Origin of the sequence: Flavobacterium sp. (assembly GCF_046317795.1) — a bacterium.
Classification (GTDB): Bacteria; Bacteroidota; Bacteroidia; order Flavobacteriales; family Flavobacteriaceae; genus Flavobacterium.
On record NZ_JBKCVI010000051.1, the window covers coordinates 1 to 19,453 of the forward strand.

A 19,453-nucleotide genomic window follows, 5' to 3' on the forward strand; every position below is an offset into this window, starting at 1 on the left:
GGTTACACTTACTAAGGTTACGGTAGTGTTGACAGTATAAGTTCCTGGTAATTCAGCCGTTCCTGTTGCGTTTAGTACTATGGTTTGGTTTGCGCCTCCGTTTATTGAGTATGTTACCGTGGCATTGGCCGTTCCTGTAAATGTGAGTGTTGAATTTCCGTTGGTACAAATAGTAGTTGGACTAAAACTCGCACTTGCCGTTGGGTCTGGCGTTACCGAAATAGTCACACTTCCTGATTGTATTTGACTACAACTTGGCGAACCTGAGGAAGCAACACTAATTAAGGTATATGTAGTAGATAATGTATATGTAGTTGAAATCGTCGCCGTTCCAGTTCCATTTAATACAATGGTTTGATTGGTTCCGCCGTTTATCGTGTAGGTTACTGTAGCGTTTGGTGTTCCTGTAAAAGTTACTGTTGCACTATCCCCAGAGCATATATTGGTATTATTTACACTAATTGTAACGGTGGGTAAAGGCAATATAGTTATTCTTACTATGGCAGTATCAGTAGCGCATAAAGCAGAAGAAACTGTATAAGTAAATTCATAAGGACTTCCTATCAAAGTCATTGTTGACACGTCAAGAGTACCTTGATATCCATTTGTTGTAGGAATTGGACCTGACCATACTCCAGTGATATCAGGCGAACCTCCTAATAAACCAAACAAATCAAATGGAGCTGTTGATGGAATTTGATTTAAACAAATTTCCCTATTCCCGTCCGTTCCAGCATCATTTGGTTCATATAAAGTAACCAAAACTTCCAATCTAGTACTGCTCTCGCATGGAGGATCAACAGTAGTAGCATAATAAGATTGTCCATTTACAAGTGGTGTAGTGGGATCTAATGGAATACTTAAAAAAGGAGTTAAATACCAATTATTAGTGCCTGACGCAACTAAATCTGCTACAGTTGGTGGGTCGCCAGTTACATTACAAAATTCTTGAACCGAACTGCCCGAAGGTGTAGGAACAAGTCCAACATTCACAAATAGAGTAAACCTAGATGTTTCACAACCAGTATCTGGATTAGTTTGACTAATATAATAAATTGTATTATCATTCAATACAGCATTATTTGGTAGAGGAGTACCACCAGAAGGTACAGTATACCATTGAAGATTATTACCAGAAATAAAGAACTGGGGATTGAGAGGAGTTGCTTGACTTAGACTTGTTACACAAACCCCTTGAAAGTTTGCTCCAGTAGGTGCTGAATAAATCGTTACCTCTACTCTTTGTCTAGGTCCACAATTTCCGGTGTTATCATCAGCGAAATAATCTTCTCCATTTACAAGACTTACCGAATTCAAAAGAGCACTACCGCCTAATGCATTGGCATACCATCTTATACCTCCTCCATTATTTACTGCAAATAAGCTCCCGATTGTTGGTGATTGTGTATCACAAAAAGACTGAGCAGAATTAGTTACAGTTGGACATTGAGAATAAACTATACTGTTATACCCTAATAATGCCAAGATCAATACACAACAAAAAAAATATTTTTTGGCAAGAGTAGTTATTCTCATAATCAATTCAATTTATTTTAAATCCATAAAACATCATTCCTCTTCATGTAAGAAAACAATCAAACTAAACTATAAATCGTATAATTCAATTAAAAAATTGTTGTAATAGTTTGTGTGAAATTATTACCACTATATTACTTATAATTTTTAGGATGTGTTTTGACTTATTAAATTGTTATAAACAAAATAATAAACATTATTAACATATACTATAATCAATAAATTTTACACATGTATTTGATTATAAATTAATAAAAAGTAAAAAGTAAAAGTTATTAATACTCAGGCAGACATATTAAAACAAAAAAATGTTAATAAGTTTGCTCTTAAGCACAAACCAATTAACATCTAAATATAAAATAAAAAGGAATTAAAAAATACTTTTGGAAAATTCTTGTTTTACAATTTCAAATTCTAAAATCACCTCATCAATGATTTGCTTTACCGATTTAATTTCGTGAATTAATCCTGCAATTTGACCAATTTCTAATTCTCCTTCTTCTAAATCGCCTTCAAACATACCTCGTTTTGCTCTTGCTCTTCCTAAAAGTGTTTTTAACTCTTCTTGAGTAGGGCATTTTTCATATAATTCTTGAAGGTCATTGTAAAACTTATTTTTAATTAATCGGACTGGTGCCAATTCTTTTAATGTGAGTTGGGTGTCTCCTTCTTTGACATTAATTATTGTATTTTTAAAATTCTCATGTGCAGAACTTTCAAAAGAAGCTGCAAATCTTGAACCCATTTGAACACCATCGGCTCCTAGTACCATAGCAGCTAATATTCCTTTTCCTGTTGCAATTCCTCCTGCGGCAATCAATGGAATTTGTATCTGCTCTTTCACCATAGGAATAAGAGTAAAAGTTGTTGTCTCCTCTCTTCCATTATGTCCACCAGCTTCAAATCCTTCTGCCACAACAGCATCGACTCCTGCTTCTTGAGCTTTCAAAGCAAACTTTGAACTACTGACCACATGAACAACGGTAACTCCTTTTTCTTTCAAATAACTTGTCCAAGTTTTAGGATTTCCAGCGGAAGTAAATACAATTTTTACTTCTTCCTCAATAATAATTTGTATAATCTCCTCTATGTTTGGATAAAGCATTGGAACATTAACACCAAAAGGTTTATCAGTTGCTAACTTACATTTTTGAATGTGTTCTCTCAAAACAGCTGGATACATAGAACCTGCTCCAATTAACCCTAAACCTCCAGCATTACTAACGGCACTAGCTAATTTATAACCACTATTCCAAATCATTCCACCTTGAATAATCGGGTATTTTATTTTGAAAAGTTGAGTGATTTTATTCATGTAAGCTGAATTGAATTTCAGATTTAATTTTTTATTATTTTTCCTGATTGAATGAGTGAATTACTCTCTATCTTATAAAAATATACTCCAGACGTTAAATTATCCATAGAAATTAAATTACTTGAATTCAAGTCCTTTTCAGAAATTTTTTGCCCTATACTATTATAAAGTGTGATTTCAGCGTTCTCGATACCATAAGGAAAAGATACATAAATATATTCATTTGTAGGATTTGGATAAACCACGAACTTCCCTTTTAAATTTGTGTTTGTAGAAAGTTGAGCCATATTTAAGGCCAATTGAAAATCTGGAATCCCATAGCCATATTGATTAGTTGGATTTGCAAATCGATCGGCTGATTGTTTTACAAAATCTATTATCTGTTGATTAGTTGCCCATGGGATTGCTTGCCAAAGAATTGTAACGGCACCAGCCAAGATTGGACATGCAAATGAAGTTCCACTGGCGTCAACTATATTCCCACTAGTGTTAGAAACCGTGGCGCTTTGTCCTTTTGCCATTAAATCTGGTTTGACTCTTCCATCAAAACTTGGCCCAATGGAACTAAAAGTAGCGTATGTCTCATCAAATTTTACTGCACCTACTGCTAAAACATTTGTCGCTTCTGCTGGAACACCAATATGAGGTTCTACAGAATTTCCAGAATTTCCTGCACTTGCCACCACAATCATTCCTTTAGAAAAAGCAATGTTGGCTCCTCGAGAAGCAAAAGCGGAATTGCCTGTCATATCGGAATAAGTGTGACTATAATTGGGATTATCATATCCAAAATAACCTAAAGATGTTGAAATAACATCAACACCTAATCGATCTGCTTCTTCGGCTGCTTCTACCCAGTAACTTTCTTCCACAGGATTTTCTTCTGAAACATCTTCGGTAATAAATAAGTAGTATTGAGCATCTGGAGCAGTTCCTACTAATTCTCCCTCAACATAGCCACTCATACAAGACAATGTCATCGTACCATGATTGTGCGTTGAAAAAACATTAGTATTTCCAGCTACATAATTATACCCACCAAGATACAATCCATCAGCAAACAATCTATTAAAAGGTACAATAGTGTTTACTTCTGAAAATCCCGAGTCTAAAACTGCGATGATTTTTCCAGAACCAGTAAAATTAGATTGGTGTAATAAGTGAGCGTTTAGCATTTCTACTTGATTCCCAGAGTTGCCATAGGCAAATGTGGTTGTTATATCAAAATTTTTATTGATTTTTTTTATTGATTTAGAACTCGGGTTTCTTTTTATCTTGCCAGAAACATTTAAAGTTCTATCTGCAAATTGGACATAATCTACAAAGGAAAGCGAAGTCAAATTTTGAATATCATCAACAGCACCACGAACATGAACTGCATTCAACCATTTTGATTTTGCCTTTACAATTATTCCTGTGGAAGCACTAATTTGATCAACATAAGGTTGATGAATTGGAATGTCTTTTATATCCAACGCAATATTTTGATTAACTCTTCTGTCTAAAGAACGCTGTGAAAGCATTTGTAATGGATTGTCAAAATAATATTGAGCATTTGGTTTTCCGTTAAAATAAACCCAAGCATCTTCTTGAGAAAATCCCAAAAAACTAAAAAGGTAAAACAAAATAAAATAAAGATTTCTCATAATTTTACATTTTGTAAAGTGCTAATTTATGAAATTACTCCTGAACCAACTAATTCATCTCCAATATTCCAAGCTACAAATTGTCCTTCAGTAATGGCAGATTGCGGTTCATCAAAAGAAACATACAAACCACTTTCAAATTGATGTAGAGTAGCTTTTTGTAATGCTTGACGATAGCGAATACGCGCCATTACATTCATGGTTTGACCCATTTTTAAAGCTAAATCTTCTCTAATCCAATGAGCTTCATTATTGGCAACCTTCAACGTTTTTTTAAACAAACCAGGATGATTGGCACCTTGACCCGTATAAATAGCATTGTTTTTTACATCGGTGGCAATGATGAAAAGTGCTTCTTTGGTTCCACCAACATTCAATCCTTTTCGTTGTCCTATGGTAAAATAATGAGCGCCTTGATGTTTGCCAACTACTTTTCCGTCCTCTGGTGAATATAATATTCCTTGGGATTCATAAGCTAGTTGATCTTCCAAAGAATTAAAAACAGGTTGTTCTTGAGTGTATTTTGGATTATTATAATCTACTTCATATATCAAACCTTCTTTGGGTTGTAATTGTTGTTGTAAAAATTCGGGCAAACGTACTTTTCCAATAAAGCACAATCCTTGCGAGTCTTTCTTTTCGGCAGTAACCAAATCTAATTGGGTTGCAATTTCTCTAACTTCGGGTTTGGTTAATTCTCCAATTGGAAATAGTGATTTAGCTAATTGCTCTTGCGATAATTGACACAAAAAATAGGATTGGTCTTTATTGCCATCTTTTCCGGCCAAGAGTTGATAAACTGGCTGACCATCAACTTGAATTTCTCCTTTTCTACAGTAATGACCTGTTGCCACAAAATCAGCACCAAGACTTAAGGCAATTTTCATAAAAACATCAAATTTTATTTCACGATTGCACAATATATCAGGATTTGGAGTTCTTCCTTGCTTGTATTCATTGAACATATAGTCAACGATTTTTTCTTTGTATTGTTCGCTTAAATCAACTGTTTGGAAAGGAATTCCCAGTTTTTCAGCAACTAGAAGTGCATCGTTACTGTCTTCGAGCCATGGACATTCGTTAGAAATAGTGACCGAATCATCGTGCCAATTTTTCATAAAAAGACCTATGACTTCATAACCTTGTTCTTTCAGTAAATGAGCAGCAACACTAGAATCAACGCCTCCAGAAAGACCAACAACAACTCGTTTCATTTTTAGCAACTGTTTTGTTGCAAAATTACTTGATTAATTATTATTCTTCTAGTGGTTTAACTCTTTTTTGGAATTTCTTTCCTTGTTTATTCATGTTAACATCAATCAACTTTCCTTTTTCAAGAAGTTTCCACATACCAACTTTCTTTCCGTTTTTAAAAAATCCTTGTCCTGCGATTGTATTTTCAGGAGTTCTGAATATAGCCAATCCATCATATTCACCATTAACATAGATAGTTTCTTCCAAAACAACATCGTTTTCAGCATACTTTTTATATATACCGTTTTTAATCCCATCTTGGTACGTTTTTTCTTCGGCAATCTTTCCACTTTTGTAAAATACTTTTCTAACACCTGTTAGTTTGCCGTTTTTATAATGTTCGATAGTCATAATAGCTGTAGAATCTTCATGATAATACTTCCACTCTCCATCAAAATTCTTGTTTACAACTTTTCCTTCGCTTACTTTATTATTTTTCTGATTATAAAAAATGGTATAGCATGAATTATCATTTTTATTAAATTCTCGTGTAGCAATTATTGTCCCAGCTTTTGTATCGTCAAAAAACTTAAACAATCCTATTTCTTTGCCATGATCAAAAGTTCCTTCATAGCGAGGTCTTTTGGATTCTTCATAAAACCCTTTCCACAATCCATGCTTCTTACCATTAGCATCAATTTTGTTAAAATCTTGGGCTAATAATGAAAATGAGGTAAATACCAAAAAAATTAAATATTTCATGATTATGTAAATTGAATTATGTTACAAAAATAATACTAATTATACTAACGTTAAATGCTTAAAAAAAGTATTTACTTTAACATAAAGCTCAACATTCCTTTTAAAAGATTTATGAAAAAAAATATTTTTTAGTATTTTTTTGAAACTTAATGAAATATTTTTTATTTTTGGAGAAATTAAACTAAACCTTATGAAAAATTTTATGAAAAAAATCACACTTGTTGCTTTAGCGTTTATAGTTTTTTCTTGTTCAACCGATGAAGAACTAAAATCTTTGAAACCTGTTTCAATCGCTGAGATTGCAAAAGCTACTCCAGAATTAAGTCTTTTTGTTCAAGCACTAACTATTACAGGACTTGCAGATACTTTTTTTCAATCTGGAGACTACACAGTATTTGCTCCAGATAATGCAGCATTTACAAGTTTATTAACATCCTTAGGGTACACTCAATTAAGTCAGGTTCCTGTTCCATTATTAACAGATGTGCTTAAATATCACGTTTTAAGTTCTAGAGTTTTATCTAGTAGTTTGACTGATGGTCAAACTGCAGCCACTTTACAAGGTCAAAACATTACAATTAATATTGATACAGTTGCAAATGTTACCACGGTTTCTATTACTGATGCTAACACAACAACATCTGATTCTGAAATTGGAGCAAGAGACATTAAATGTACAAATGGTATAATTCACAGAATAAATAAGGTTTTATTACCTAATTAAGGAAACTAAAATTAAATAATATTTATATAAAAAGGGTTGTCTTTAATTAGTCAATCCTTTTTTTATGGATCCAATTCACTGCCCTACCATCATACCCTTTAACAGTATCTATTATTACATTTTCAAAAAATCCTTATCCAAAAACTTGCAATGCCCTTTCGGTTGTTGCGCCTTTGGATTCTACCTTTTTTATCCATTCTTCGTTGGATAACGAATATCTATTTTGGATAGCAACAAAACTATAAACGTTTGATTGAGTAATAAATTTGGCTCAAATCCGTTTAAACCTAAAACAATACTGCTTTAATTATTGAATGCATGAACTAGTCTACAATGGAGTAAAAGTCTATAGATTTGGTTTTGCAGACTAGAAGACAGTCAAATAAAATAACATTTCTGTGAAAAAAATATATAAGAATATCAATACAATATAGTAATAATCAAAAAAAAATTAAATTATTTTATAAATAATACGCAACCATTTATTGTTTTTGTAATCATTAATGAAATTTAAAAAAATAATTAATCATTTAAAAACAAAAAACAATGAAAAAATTTTCAAAAATTATCGGAATTGCATTATTATCTTTAACTATTTTCTCATGTAGTGATGATGACAACAACACTCCTGCACAACAAACAATTACAGACATTGCTGTAGCAAATCCAGATTTATCAATTTTGGTTACTGCACTTACCCGTACTAATCTAGCTGGCACTTTAGATGGTTCAGGGCAATATACTGTTTTTGCTCCAACAAATGCTGCGTTTACTACATTTTTCACTTCGCTTGGTGCTAATGTTACTGTGAATAATGTTGATGTAAATGTTCTTAAAGCCATTTTATTAAACCATGTTATTGGTTCAGAGATAAAGAGCACTGTTATCCCTTCAGCAACGTATGCTTCTACATTATCACCAATAAACGCAACTACCAATGCACCAACTATTACTATGTTTGTTCAAAAAGCTGGAGCAACTGTAACACTTAACGGTGGTATTGACAGCAAAGGAGCGGTGGTTACCACTGCCGATGTGGATGCCAGTAATGGAGTTATTCATATTGTTAATAGAGTTATTCAAATTCCAACGTTGGTTGATCATGTAGTAGATAATCCAGAATTTGATACTTTACAGGCAGTGGTAACAAGCACAAGTGGAGCTTTCGGAGATCAAAGTGCTGTTCTTAATGCTTTAAATGGTTTAACTGCTACTGCTCCAGGAACTTTATTTGCGCCAAACAACGCAGCTTTTACGGCTGCTACTACCGGAAATGGTTTTTTAACTGGTAGTGCAGTTACAGCAGCTAACGTGACAAGAGTATTGCAGTATCATGTTTTAGATGGTATAGCTGGAAATGTTCGTTCGTCAGCAATTACAACTACCTTACAAAATTTGCCAACACGAGCTATGATGCCACAATTAAATGTGGGAGTGCAATTAAATCCTACTGCTAAAATAAAAGATACTCAAAATATTGTTGCTGATATAATATTAGTTGATGTACAAGGATCTAATGGAGTAATACATGGAGTAAATAAAGTGTTACGTCCATTTTAAATTAAAACATTGCTATGAAAAAGAGAGAAGCGCAGTTAAAACTGCGCTTTTTTAATTTTTTAAATTGAAGAATCTTTTATTTCTTTTTCTTTTGCAATTGCTTTTGAGCTTCGGCTTGTTCCATCATTTCTCTCATTTTTCTTTGGAATTTGCTTTCGGTTTTTGGTTTCGTTTTATTCTCCTGAATTTGAGCATGAATTTTATCGCTATTGATAAAATATCTTTTGATTACAATCATGATTCCAATAGTAATCAAATTGGAAATAAAGTTGTATAAACTCAATCCTGATCCATAATTATTGAAGAACAACAACATCATGATTGGGGAAAGATAAATCATTATTTTCATGATTTTTGCCATATCTGGCATTCCTTCTTGTTGTGGTTGCGCCATCATTTGATCACCCGAGGTCATTTTCATATAAAAGAAAATGGCTATGGAAGCTAATATTGGAAACAAGCTGATATGATCTCCATAAACAGGAATATGAAATGGCAATTTGTATATTTCATCAAAAGAAGACAAATCATCAGCCCAAAGGAATCCTTTTTGTCTTAGCTCAATAGCTGATGGAAAAAACTGAAACGAAGCATACATAAACGGAATTTGTATCAATGCTGGAACACAACCAGCCATGGGATTCACACCCGCTTTGTTGTATAATTTCATTGTTTCCTGTTGTTTTTTCATTGGGTCTTTTGAAAATTTTTCGCCAATTTCGGTAATCTCAGGACGTAAAACTTTCATTTTGGCTTGAGATAAAAACGACTTGAAAGTGATAGGAGACATGGCTATTTTAATCAAAATAGTAAAAATAATAATGGCTATTCCTAATCCCATAAACGAACTTAAAAAACCAAAAAGCGGCACAAAAATGAATTTATTAATCCAACCAAAAATTCCCCAACCCAGTGGAACAATTTCTTCTATATTTTTATCGTACTTATTTAAAATTCTATAATCTGTTGGACCTAAATACCAATTCATTTTATAATCCAACTCACCATTTTTAAATGCTAAAGGCAAAGTTGACTTAAAATTTTTGGTAAAAACCGTATCAATTTTTTCGTCATTTACCAAATCTGTAGAACTCAATTTTACATTTTCTATAGGTGTTTGAGATAAAAGAATGGAACTGAAAAAATGTTGTTTGTAAGCAATAAAAGTTGCCTTTTCAAGCGTTTCATCTTCTTGTTTGCCCAGACCTGCATAATCCACTTTTCCTTCATTTTCAAAATAAATTTCAGCATAACGATTTTCATACGATATACTTTTTTCGTTGCGATAGGTTTTCAAATCCCATTGCAAATCGGCAACATTTGAGGTGTTTAATGTCGAATTCAATGCTTGTGATTGAATATCAAAATCGAGCATATACTCCTTTGGTTTCAATACATATTTATATTCCAAATAGGAATTTGCTCCCGCTTTTAATTTCATTGACAAAATTTGATTTTCTCCAACTTTTGAAACTGTTGGCTCAAAAAACAAATCTTTAGTATTCAAAACTCTGTTGTCTTTGGTTTGCAATTGCAAATTAAAATTAACGTTGTTGTTTTTGATCAACGCAACTAACTCATTAGAATTTTTATCAATTTTTTTATAATTTTTTAAAGTCGCCTCAGCAATAAAACCTCCTTTATTGGCGATTTTTAACTTTATAAATTCATTTTCAATAGTAGTAAAATCTTCTTTGGCAGAAGGCAAAGTAGCTGAGTAGGCAAAACTTCCTAAAGTTTCTTGCAACTTTAGAACTTTATCTGAATCTGCAACCGTTGTATCTTTAATGGTGTTGGCAACTTCTTTGGTTGTTGCTGCTTTTGCTTTTTTATCTGCGGCGATTTCTGTTTTGGCTTTAGCTTGTTCCTTTACTTCATTTTCTCTATTGTTATACATCATCCAAAGGATAATTACGAAGATTAAAGCAAAACCTATAATCGAATTTAAATCAAATTTCTTTTGTTCCATTAGTATGTATTTAAGCTGTAAGCAATAAGCATTATTTTTTATGTTTTACCATTGCGGCCACAAAGCTAACAAAAATTGGGTGAGGATTGGCAACAGTACTTTTATATTCTGGATGGTATTGTACACCTATGAAAAATGGATGATTCTTTAATTCAATAATCTCTACTAATCCAGTATCTGGATTAATTCCAGATGCTAGTAAACCAGCGTCTTCTAGTTGTTTTCTATAGGCATTATTATATTCATACCGATGACGGTGACGTTCATTTATTTGTAATTCTCCATAAATTTGGTGTGCCAAAGTTCCTTCCTTTATATCACATTTCCAGGCACCAAGTCGCATGGTTCCACCTTTGTCAGTAATCGTTTTTTGATCTTCCATCAAAGCAATGACAGGATGGGAAGTTTCCTCATTCATCTCTGTAGAGTTGGCATCTTTTAATCCTAAAACATTTCTGGAATATTCAATAACTGCCATTTGCATTCCTAAACAAATTCCGAAAAACGGAATGTTTTTTTCACGTGCATAACGAACTGTTTCTATTTTACCCTCAATCCCACGACCACCAAATCCGGGCGCAACAATAATTCCATCCAATCCTTGTAATTGCTGGGCAGCATTGGTTTCATCTAAATATTCAGAATGAATGCTGATGATATTTACTTTTGTTTGATTGGCTGCACCAGCATGTATAAATGATTCTAAGATAGATTTATAAGAATCTTGCAATTCAACATATTTTCCAACCAATCCAACATTTACTGTATGTTTTGGATGTTTTAATCGATGCAGAAAAGTATTCCAGTTTTTCAAATCGGGTGCAGCTTTCTTAGGGAGATTTAACTTCTTCAACGCTACAATGTCTAAACCTTCCTCTAGCATCAGATTGGGCACTTCATAAATCGTTGAAGCATCAATAGATTGAATAACCGCTTCACGTTTTACATTGCAAAACAGCGCCAATTTTTGACGCAATTCATCCGATATTTCATGTTCGGTTCTACAAACTAAAATATCCGCTTTTATTCCGCTTTCCATCAAGGTTTTCACAGAATGTTGTGTGGGTTTTGTTTTCAATTCTCCAGCAGCAGCAAGATAGGGAACTAAAGTTAAATGAATTACAATTCCGTTGCCTTCGCCTAACTCCCAGACCAACTGACGAACAGATTCAATATAGGGTAATGATTCAATATCCCCCACTGTTCCACCAATTTCAGTAATCACAATATCAAAATCACCTGATTTTCCAAGCAATTGCATACGTTCTTTAATTTCATTGGTGATATGAGGAATCACTTGAACGGTTTTGCCAAGGAATTCTCCTCTTCTTTCTTTTTCAATTACCGAAAGATACACTCTTCCTGTAGTAACATTGTTGGCTTGTGAAGTAGGCACATTCAAGAATCTTTCATAATGACCTAAATCCAAATCGGTTTCGGCTCCATCATCGGTTACATAACATTCGCCGTGCTCATAGGGATTCAACGTTCCAGGATCGACATTGATGTATGGATCAAATTTTTGAATCGTAGTTCGATACCCTCTTGCCTGCAATAATTTTGCTAAAGATGCCGCGATAATTCCTTTTCCTAAGGAAGAAGTCACACCGCCAGTAACAAAAATGTATTTGGTTTGATTCATTGTATTGTTTGTGTGTTGTGTTGTAGTTGTTGTAAAAAACGAGGCAAAAGTAAGAATTTAAAATGGATTATTGAATTATTAGATTGTTGGATTATTAGAAAAAATGGATGTAAATCTAGTAATCTAAAAGTCTAGCAATCTAATAATCTCTCTCAGGATATTGCTTTTTGATATTGTGAACCAACTCTTCTAAACCGTTTAATTTGAGTTCATAAACCAATTGCAATTGCTCGCCGAGTTGTCCTTTTGGAAAGCCTTTATTGCTATACCAAACTACATAGTATTCTGGTAAATCGATAAGATAATACCCTTCATATTTGCCGAAAGGCATTTTGGTGTGAGCTAATTTGATGAGAAGTTGTTGTTGGTCGTTCATTGAAGAGGTTGCGAGTTTCGAGTTTCGGGTTTCAGGTTATGTTTATTTTGTTTTTAATAATGATTAATGTTCTTTAATAAATCACTTTCATTATTTTATTAAAACAATTACTTTATACTGTTTGAAATTCAAAAATCTTAAACTCGAAACTCGGAACTCGCAACCTATTCCTTCCAATTAAAAACAATTTCCCTTTTGATATCAGGATGCAAACTGAAATGAACTGGACAAGTCAGTGCAGTTCGTTCTAAAATAGTTTTCGTTTTTTCATCGGCTTTCAAATTCATATTGAAAATCACATGAATTTCAGAAATTCGTCGTGGTTCGGCAGCCATCACTTTAGTTACCTCTGCTGTTGAACCTGAGAAATCTACATTCATTTCATTTGCCTTGATACCCATTACGGTAAACATACAACTAGCCAAACCATTGGCAACAGTATCCGTTGGAGAGAATGCTTCTCCTTTGCCATTATTGTCAAGAGGTGCATCCGAAATAATTTCGCTTCCCGATTGCAAATGAATAGAAGATGTTCTTAAATCTCCGAGATACGTTACTTTTGAAGTTGCCATTATAATGCTTCTTTTATGGTTAAATCGGTATCGTAATAGAGAATATAAATTCCTTGATTTGAATAACCATAGGTTGTGTTTTGAACATAATCAAATTTATTTTCGATTTGCTCTGATGAAGAAGTTTGAACTGTTTCTTCAAAAGTTTTATCTTGTGACAAACGAAGTAAAGTATCAAATGTCACATCAAAACCCCTGATAGCATATTGATTAGGTAATATTTTATTTATTTTTTTATACTTACGATCAAACTGATTTGCTTCATCGGTTTCATTTGGTCGAGAGAGGGAAGGATATAATAATTTAAGTTTAGTCAATCTTATCAAAGAAATTTCTTCAAAATCTAGTGTTTCATTAGGTTCCATAATCACCATTTGAACCTGATATTCCTTTTGAAGAGCAAGCATTGCTGAAGTTGAAGACAATATCATACCTGTGCTTTCTGAAGCAATAATGACATAATTCATTTTGTCTTTTAGCAAATGTATTTTCAAACTATCGGCGACAAAAGAGTTTTTTGCGCCTAGCCCAACAAGCTTAGTATCCTTATGATTATCTTGAATATACTGTTTAATACTTCCTTTTTTAGAATCAACTACAGCTATAATATTTCCGTCTTTAGCTCTCATGTATTCAAAAATAGAATTTCGCAGCATGTCAATGCTTGGCATGGATTGGTATAAATTGGAATATTTTTTCCCAATTTCTTTTGATAATGGGGAAATAACTGGCGTTTTAGTTGACTCAAGAATTTCTGCTAATTTCTCTACATTGGATTGATAAAACGGCCCAATAACTACATCCATAGCTCCCAAATTATTCTGTTGAAACAAGTTAGCAACATTGGAAGAATTCTTTGTTTCTTGAGAATCCAAAATTTTAATATCAACATTCATTCCTAGCACTCGTGCAGAGTCAATAGCCATCAAAGCACCAGAATAAAAATCTAATGTCAAATTGAGAAACTTATCTTTTTTTAATCTTGCTTGAGTAGAATTAACCGTGTCACTTTCTATTTTACTGATATTAAACGGCAAAAGTAATGCGAGTTGTTTCCTCGCATTTGTGTTTAAACTTTTCAATAAATTACCTTGTTCTTTCTTGGGGACATTGGCTTTCTGTAGCATTGGAACACGTAAAATAATTCCAATTTTAATTCCTTTTTTAAGTTCAGGATTCAATTGAATTAATTCTGATTCCGAAATACCAAAATCATTGGCAATACTTGCAATAGTTTCTTTAGGTTTGACTACATATTCTTGCAAGTATTTTTTAGTGCTTTCTGCTGCTGGTTTTACGACAACTGGAGTAATCGTTTCGCTAGTTGATGCAGCGTTACCCGAAACTACAAGTTTTAAACCTACAGGAAAATCATTAACTATTTGTGGGTTCAATCGCTCTAATTCTGAAATAGTCATGCCATATTTTTTGGAAATTCCAAATTTAGTTTCCTTAGGTTCAATGACATGATAAGTACTATTTCCCGCTGGTTTTTCAGCTTTTGGTTCACTTTTCACCACTGCTTTTGGGGTGTCCTCTGGTGCAGGAACTGGTTTTTCCAGAGGAGGTTTCTCATAAATCTCTTGACTTGCAATAGTGGAAGGAATCTTAATTGTTTGACCAAACTTTAAACCATCTTTTAACAAATCAGCGTTGGCTTCTTTTAGTGCATCAACAGTTACTCCGTATTGTCTTGAAAGACTGAATAAAGTTTCTTTAGGTTGTACTATATGAGTAGTTGGATTTGATTTAGGTTCAGCTTGTTTTGAAGTATTCGAAGTAACTACAGTTGTTGATGGTGGAATTAACAAAACACTATTCAACTGAATTCCATTTTGAGAATCTGGATTTAATTTATAAATATCATAGGGTGTTACTCTATATTTTTGAGCAATACTATTAACTGTTTCTCCAGTAGATACACTATGTTTGATGTATTTCTCTTGCTTTGCCGAAACAGTAAAGCAAAAAGAAAAAACAGTAAGCAATATTGAATAAAGAATACGATTTTTCATGTAGTTACTATTTATTGAACGTATAAAGTTAACAAATCTTTTTAATATCAATCAAGATTACTGTTTTTTTCATTAACTTTTTTATGTTAACAAAAACTATTCCCATTCAATTGTGGCGGGTGGTTTTGAGCTGATATCGTACACCACTCTATTCACTCCTTTAACTTTATTAATAATTTCATTGGAAATTTTCATCAAAAAATTATATGGTAAATGTACCCAATCGGCTGTCATTCCATCTGTAGATTCAACTGCTCTTAGCGCTACTACTTTTTCATAAGTGCGTTCATCGCCCATAACACCTACGCTGTTTACTGGCAATAAAATCGCTCCTGCTTGCCAAACGCTATCATATAATCCGTGTGATTTTAATCCTTCGATAAAAATAGAATCTACTTCTTGCAGAATTCTAACTTTCTCCGGAGTAATAGCACCCAATATTCTAATCGATAATCCTGGTCCAGGAAAAGGATGCCTTCCTAAAAGTTCAGGATCAATCCCTAAAGTTTTCCCAACTCTTCGCACTTCGTCTTTAAAAAGCATACGTAACGGTTCCACAATTTGCAGTTTCATAAAATCGGGCAAACCGCCCACATTATGATGGGATTTTATAGTGGCTGACGGTCCTTTAACCGAAACTGATTCGATTACGTCTGGATAAATTGTTCCTTGTGCCAACCATTTCACCTCTTCCAACTGGTGTGCTTCATCATCAAATACTTCTATAAAAACACGACCAATTGCTTTACGTTTCGTTTCAGGATCTTCAATTCCGTTCAGCGCTGATAGAAAACGCTCCGAAGCATCAACTCCTTTTACATTCAATCCCATGTCATTGTATTGATGCAATACATTTTCGAATTCGTTTTTGCGAAGCAAACCATTGTTAACGAATATACAATACAAGTTTTTACCAATAGCTTTATGCAATAAAACTGCTGCTACGGTAGAATCTACTCCACCAGAAAGTCCAAGAACTACTTTATCGTTTTTAACTTTTTCTTTCAACTCTTTTACACAGTCTTCCACAAAAGCATTGGGTGTAAAGTTTTGAGGAACGTGTGCAATCTTAACTAAGAAGTTTTCTAAAATCTGTTTTCCATCTGTTGAATGATATACTTCAGGATGAAACTGAATGGCATAAGTAGTTTCTCCATCGATGCGATAAGCAGCATTTTCAACATCTTTGGTACTAGCAATAAGCACTCCGTTAGTTGGTAAATGCTTAATGGTATCACTATGACTCATCCAAACTTGGCTGTTCAAAGCCACTTCATCCATAAAAACTTCGTCGTCTTTAATGAACGATAAATTCGCTCTACCATATTCACGAGTATTACTTGGTGCCACTTCGCCACCATGAAAATGTGCTAAATACTGTGCTCCATAACATACAGCTAGCAAAGGCATTTTACCACGAATTTGAGATAAATCAGGATGAGGAGCATCATCACCTCTTACAGAAAAAGGGCTACCTGACAGAATAACTGCTTTATAGGAGGATAAATCAGTTGGAAAATGATTGAAAGGAAAAATTTCGCAGAATATATTTAATTCGCGAACGCGGCGTGCAATAAGTTGGGTGTATTGCGAACCGAAATCTAAAATAAGTACGTTGTGTTGCATGTGCAAAAGTAGTATTCTCTATTGAAAATAAAAAACAATATTTTTTAGATGGCAGAGGAAATTATCCCGATTGCGCATTCTAAAACAAAAAACAACAAAAAGTAGTAAGTAGTTGCTATCGAAGCACTATGTGAATGATATAATTCTTATTTATGATTATACAAGGTTTTAGTACGTAATTGGTAGCACCTCTGACTCGTTGTAAAAATTCATTCGCAATGAAAATAATTTCAAAATGAAAATTTCAAAAAAATGTAAGAAGCTTGTTTGGCATGTTTGATAACTTGCGAAAGCTATAGTACCGATTGCATTGCAAGTGGCAATAAAGAATGTATTAGACTGCACTGCTATTTGTGCATTGTGCTCACGTTTTGAAGTTAGATGTTCAAGATTTGGTCAAGATTTGCATGCATTATGTGCTAAAATATGCGAAATTTGTTCCGAAGAGTGTTCAAAACACGCTTCTCATCATGATTCTTGTAAAACATGTGCAGAAGCTTGTAAAAAATGTACAACTATTTGTGTAGAATATACAACAACCAAAATTTAATTTGTAAATTGTCTCAAATTAAAAGATAACCCGAGTTACAGCGGAACTGAAGAAGTCCAAAATTATTAAAAAAATGAAAATTTTCGTCATAACAACCTGCATCATTATCGGACTTCTTTTACTATTTCAAGTATATACTACCATGTCAATTAATTCAACACAAACACAGCCATACAAAGTAATTCGGGTAGAAAAAGATTTTGAAATACGATTCTATCCGGCTGCAACAATGGCAACCATTACCTCTTCTGCAAAATCCTATAAAGAGTTAGGAAGTTCTGGTTTTAGTAAATTAGCGGGGTATATTTTTGGTGGTAACAGCACCCAACAAAAAATAGCCATGACTGCTCCAGTCTATATGGATGTAAATGATACCGTTTCCTCGATGAGTTTTGTGATGCCGTCTGAATATAATAAAGACAACTTGCCTAAACCAAACAATTCGGAGGTGAAAATTGTAACTTCAGCTGACGAATATGTAGCTGCTATAACATTTGGAGGTTTTGCATCAACTCAAGACATCAATGAAAATATTGAGAAATTGGAAAATGCTTTAAAAGCAAATTCCATTTCTTATTACGGTAATTTTCGATACTTAGGGTACAATCCACCTTACCAATTATTTGGCAGGAAGAACGAAATAATCGTGAGTGTAAATAAAGATTTTAATTAAATAAATACTACTAGTTATGAAAATTTTATTCGTTTTAACGTCGCATGCTACTTTGGGAAACACCCAAGAAAAAACAGGTTTTTGGATTGAAGAATTTGCAACCCCCTATTATGTTTTAGCCGATGCAGGTGCTGAAATTACAATTGCTTCTCCAAAAGGTGGACAGCCACCAGTGGATCCAAGTAGTGAGTTGAAAGATGCGCAAACACCGTCTACCGAAAGATTTTATAAAGACTATGAACTCATTGATAAAGTGGCGCATTCATTAAAATTAAGTGATATGAAACAAGAGGATTTTGATGCTGTTTTTTATCCTGGAGGTCATGGTCTGTTATGGGATTTAGCCATTGATAAAAATTCTATTCAACTGATTGAAGGGTTTTATAATCATCAAAAACCAATTGCATTTGTTTGTCATGCGCCAGCCGCATTAGTGAATACAACAGCAGCGAATGGAGAACCAATTGTAAAAGGCAAACACCTTACTAGTTTTTCAAATTCAGAGGAAGAAGTAATTAAACTAACCCAGGTAGTGCCATTTTTACTAGAAGATGAATTAATAAAGCATGGCGCTATTTATAGTAAAGGAGCCGATTGGAGCAGTCACACCCAACAAGATGGCTTGCTAATTACCGGTCAAAACCCAGCTTCATCAGAAGCGATAGCAAAATTACTTTTAGCATCACTTCAAGAGAAAAAATAGGATTGAATTAAAATTTAAACCCTGTCAGCGTTTTGAACGCTGACAGGGTTATAAAAAAAAGCTTGTTAGCAGTTTCAATTGTTTTGCCATGCTAGTTTATACTGAGCGAAGTCGAATTACAGTCAAAGGGCATCTTGCTTTTATTTGAACCTACCGCATCTATTGTATAACCAACCTTATTTGTAGTTGATGCAAAACAATCAGTTAATAAACCACTTCTTTCTTTTGCCTTATCACTAATCCTTTTTACCTAATCACTATTCCCTTTTACAACCTGATACCTCATAATATCAATAGTCCTATCAAGCAGAGTACCATTTTCAACAAAATCAAATAAATCCATCGCCATAGCAGGTGCCAGCATCACGCCTCTTGTACCAAGTCCGTTAAGAATGTGAAGGTTTTTATAAGTAGGATGCGTTCCTATCAAAGGCCTTCTGTCTTTCACAGTAGGTCGAACACCAGCAAAATGCTCTACAATTTCAAAATCACAGGTTAGAATTTCCTTTATTCTATCAAGAAGTTCTTGTTTGCCTTTATCGGTTAATGCGTCCGTTTTGTCTTCCCAATTATAGGTTGCCCCCACTTTG

At 33.7% G+C, this 19,453-nt stretch carries 16 protein-coding genes; 4 read left to right on the plus strand and 12 right to left on the minus strand.

Translation table 11 applies throughout. The annotated features are described in order from the left end of the window. The 5 genes from ACK5ON_RS03240 to ACK5ON_RS03260 all read right to left on the minus strand — a co-directional run. A partial coding sequence (locus ACK5ON_RS03240; protein WP_409819828.1) for a hypothetical protein occupies nt 1-1,536 on the minus strand: 1,536 nt, incomplete at its 3' end. A gap of 370 nt (nt 1,537-1,906) precedes the next feature. Beyond that, the gene (locus ACK5ON_RS03245) at nt 1,907-2,851 is read right to left on the minus strand and encodes an NAD(P)H-dependent flavin oxidoreductase (RefSeq protein ID WP_396174837.1); all 945 of its coding nucleotides are present in this window, start codon (nt 2,849-2,851) and stop codon (nt 1,907-1,909) included. 23 nt (nt 2,852-2,874) lie between these two features. After that, nucleotides 2,875-4,497 (minus strand): S8 family serine peptidase, encoded by a 1,623-nt coding sequence (locus tag ACK5ON_RS03250; RefSeq protein ID WP_409819831.1) that lies wholly within the window; start codon nt 4,495-4,497, stop codon nt 2,875-2,877. Between the two features lie 26 nt (nt 4,498-4,523). Further along, nucleotides 4,524-5,711 (minus strand): tRNA 2-thiouridine(34) synthase MnmA, encoded by a 1,188-nt coding sequence (gene mnmA / locus ACK5ON_RS03255; protein WP_409819833.1) that lies wholly within the window; start codon nt 5,709-5,711, stop codon nt 4,524-4,526. A 40-nt stretch (nt 5,712-5,751) separates the two neighbouring features. After that, entirely contained in the window at nt 5,752-6,453 is a 702-nt protein-coding gene (locus ACK5ON_RS03260; RefSeq protein WP_409819835.1) for a toxin-antitoxin system YwqK family antitoxin, read from the minus strand. Nucleotides 6,454-6,643: 190 nt separating this feature from the next. Here ACK5ON_RS03260 and ACK5ON_RS03265 point away from each other — a divergent pair, with 190 nt between their 5' ends. After that, nucleotides 6,644-7,177 carry a fasciclin domain-containing protein gene (locus ACK5ON_RS03265; RefSeq protein WP_409819837.1) on the plus strand — a complete coding sequence of 178 codons (534 nt, stop codon included), beginning with the start codon at nt 6,644-6,646 and terminating at the stop codon, nt 7,175-7,177. Nucleotides 7,178-7,723: 546 nt separating this feature from the next. Next, complete coding sequence (locus ACK5ON_RS03270) at nt 7,724-8,737, plus strand: fasciclin domain-containing protein (protein WP_409819838.1); 1,014 nt, start codon at nt 7,724-7,726, stop codon at nt 8,735-8,737. A gap of 76 nt (nt 8,738-8,813) precedes the next feature. Here the strand turns inward: ACK5ON_RS03270 and yidC are convergent, their stop codons facing one another. From yidC to guaA, 6 genes are all read right to left on the minus strand, one after another. Beyond that, the gene (gene yidC, locus ACK5ON_RS03275) at nt 8,814-10,706 is read right to left on the minus strand and encodes a membrane protein insertase YidC (RefSeq protein ID WP_409819839.1); all 1,893 of its coding nucleotides are present in this window, start codon (nt 10,704-10,706) and stop codon (nt 8,814-8,816) included. Nucleotides 10,707-10,737: 31 nt separating this feature from the next. Then, nucleotides 10,738-12,348, minus strand: a complete 1,611-nt coding sequence (locus ACK5ON_RS03280) for a CTP synthase (RefSeq protein WP_396174850.1) — start codon at nt 12,346-12,348, stop codon at nt 10,738-10,740. A 139-nt stretch (nt 12,349-12,487) separates the two neighbouring features. Beyond that, complete coding sequence (locus tag ACK5ON_RS03285; RefSeq protein WP_409819842.1) at nt 12,488-12,724, minus strand: DUF3820 family protein; 237 nt, start codon at nt 12,722-12,724, stop codon at nt 12,488-12,490. Between the two features lie 164 nt (nt 12,725-12,888). Further along, nucleotides 12,889-13,296, minus strand: a complete 408-nt coding sequence (locus ACK5ON_RS03290) for an OsmC family protein (RefSeq protein ID WP_396174854.1) — start codon at nt 13,294-13,296, stop codon at nt 12,889-12,891. Beyond that, entirely contained in the window at nt 13,296-15,311 is a 2,016-nt protein-coding gene (locus ACK5ON_RS03295; protein WP_409819846.1) for a LysM peptidoglycan-binding domain-containing protein, read from the minus strand. Before ACK5ON_RS03295 ends, ACK5ON_RS03290 begins: the two co-directional genes overlap by 1 nt. A 96-nt stretch (nt 15,312-15,407) precedes the next feature. Continuing rightward, on the minus strand, nt 15,408-16,937 hold the full coding sequence (guaA, locus tag ACK5ON_RS03300) for a glutamine-hydrolyzing GMP synthase (protein ID WP_396174857.1): 1,530 nt from the start codon (nt 16,935-16,937) through the stop codon (nt 15,408-15,410). A gap of 623 nt (nt 16,938-17,560) precedes the next feature. Between guaA and ACK5ON_RS03305 the strand changes: the two genes are divergently transcribed. Together ACK5ON_RS03305 and ACK5ON_RS03310 are read left to right on the plus strand one after the other, a co-directional pair. Continuing rightward, nucleotides 17,561-18,160: an SOUL family heme-binding protein gene (locus ACK5ON_RS03305; protein ID WP_409819849.1), complete on the plus strand. Its 600-nt coding sequence runs from the start codon at nt 17,561-17,563 to the stop codon at nt 18,158-18,160. A 16-nt stretch (nt 18,161-18,176) separates the two neighbouring features. Then, on the plus strand, nt 18,177-18,863 hold the full coding sequence (locus ACK5ON_RS03310; RefSeq protein WP_409819852.1) for a type 1 glutamine amidotransferase domain-containing protein: 687 nt from the start codon (nt 18,177-18,179) through the stop codon (nt 18,861-18,863). Between the two features lie 250 nt (nt 18,864-19,113). On the opposite strand, the gene ACK5ON_RS03315 is transcribed toward ACK5ON_RS03310, so the two are convergent. Beyond that, nucleotides 19,114-19,453, minus strand: a 340-nt coding sequence (locus tag ACK5ON_RS03315) for an NAD(P)/FAD-dependent oxidoreductase (protein ID WP_409819855.1), incomplete at its 5' end; no start/stop codon positions are given.

What these genes read in the sequence shown, in the direction of transcription:
- mnmA (WP_409819833.1), bottom strand. Translation starts at nt 5,711, where the DNA reads ATGAAACGAGTTGTTGTTGGTCTTTCTGGAGGCGTTGATTCTAGTGTT.
- ACK5ON_RS03305 (WP_409819849.1), top strand. Translation starts at nt 17,561, where the DNA reads ATGAAAATTTTCGTCATAACAACCTGCATCATTATCGGACTTCTTTTA.
- ACK5ON_RS03310 (WP_409819852.1), top strand. Translation starts at nt 18,177, where the DNA reads ATGAAAATTTTATTCGTTTTAACGTCGCATGCTACTTTGGGAAACACC.
- yidC (WP_409819839.1), bottom strand. Translation starts at nt 10,706, where the DNA reads ATGGAACAAAAGAAATTTGATTTAAATTCGATTATAGGTTTTGCTTTA.
- ACK5ON_RS03280 (WP_396174850.1), bottom strand. Translation starts at nt 12,348, where the DNA reads ATGAATCAAACCAAATACATTTTTGTTACTGGCGGTGTGACTTCTTCC.
- ACK5ON_RS03270 (WP_409819838.1), top strand. Translation starts at nt 7,724, where the DNA reads ATGAAAAAATTTTCAAAAATTATCGGAATTGCATTATTATCTTTAACT.
- ACK5ON_RS03245 (WP_396174837.1), bottom strand. Translation starts at nt 2,851, where the DNA reads ATGAATAAAATCACTCAACTTTTCAAAATAAAATACCCGATTATTCAA.
- ACK5ON_RS03285 (WP_409819842.1), bottom strand. Translation starts at nt 12,724, where the DNA reads ATGAACGACCAACAACAACTTCTCATCAAATTAGCTCACACCAAAATG.
- ACK5ON_RS03295 (WP_409819846.1), bottom strand. Translation starts at nt 15,311, where the DNA reads ATGAAAAATCGTATTCTTTATTCAATATTGCTTACTGTTTTTTCTTTT.
- ACK5ON_RS03290 (WP_396174854.1), bottom strand. Translation starts at nt 13,296, where the DNA reads ATGGCAACTTCAAAAGTAACGTATCTCGGAGATTTAAGAACATCTTCT.
- ACK5ON_RS03250 (WP_409819831.1), bottom strand. Translation starts at nt 4,497, where the DNA reads ATGAGAAATCTTTATTTTATTTTGTTTTACCTTTTTAGTTTTTTGGGA.
- ACK5ON_RS03260 (WP_409819835.1), bottom strand. Translation starts at nt 6,453, where the DNA reads ATGAAATATTTAATTTTTTTGGTATTTACCTCATTTTCATTATTAGCC.
- ACK5ON_RS03265 (WP_409819837.1), top strand. Translation starts at nt 6,644, where the DNA reads ATGAAAAATTTTATGAAAAAAATCACACTTGTTGCTTTAGCGTTTATA.
- guaA (WP_396174857.1), bottom strand. Translation starts at nt 16,937, where the DNA reads ATGCAACACAACGTACTTATTTTAGATTTCGGTTCGCAATACACCCAA.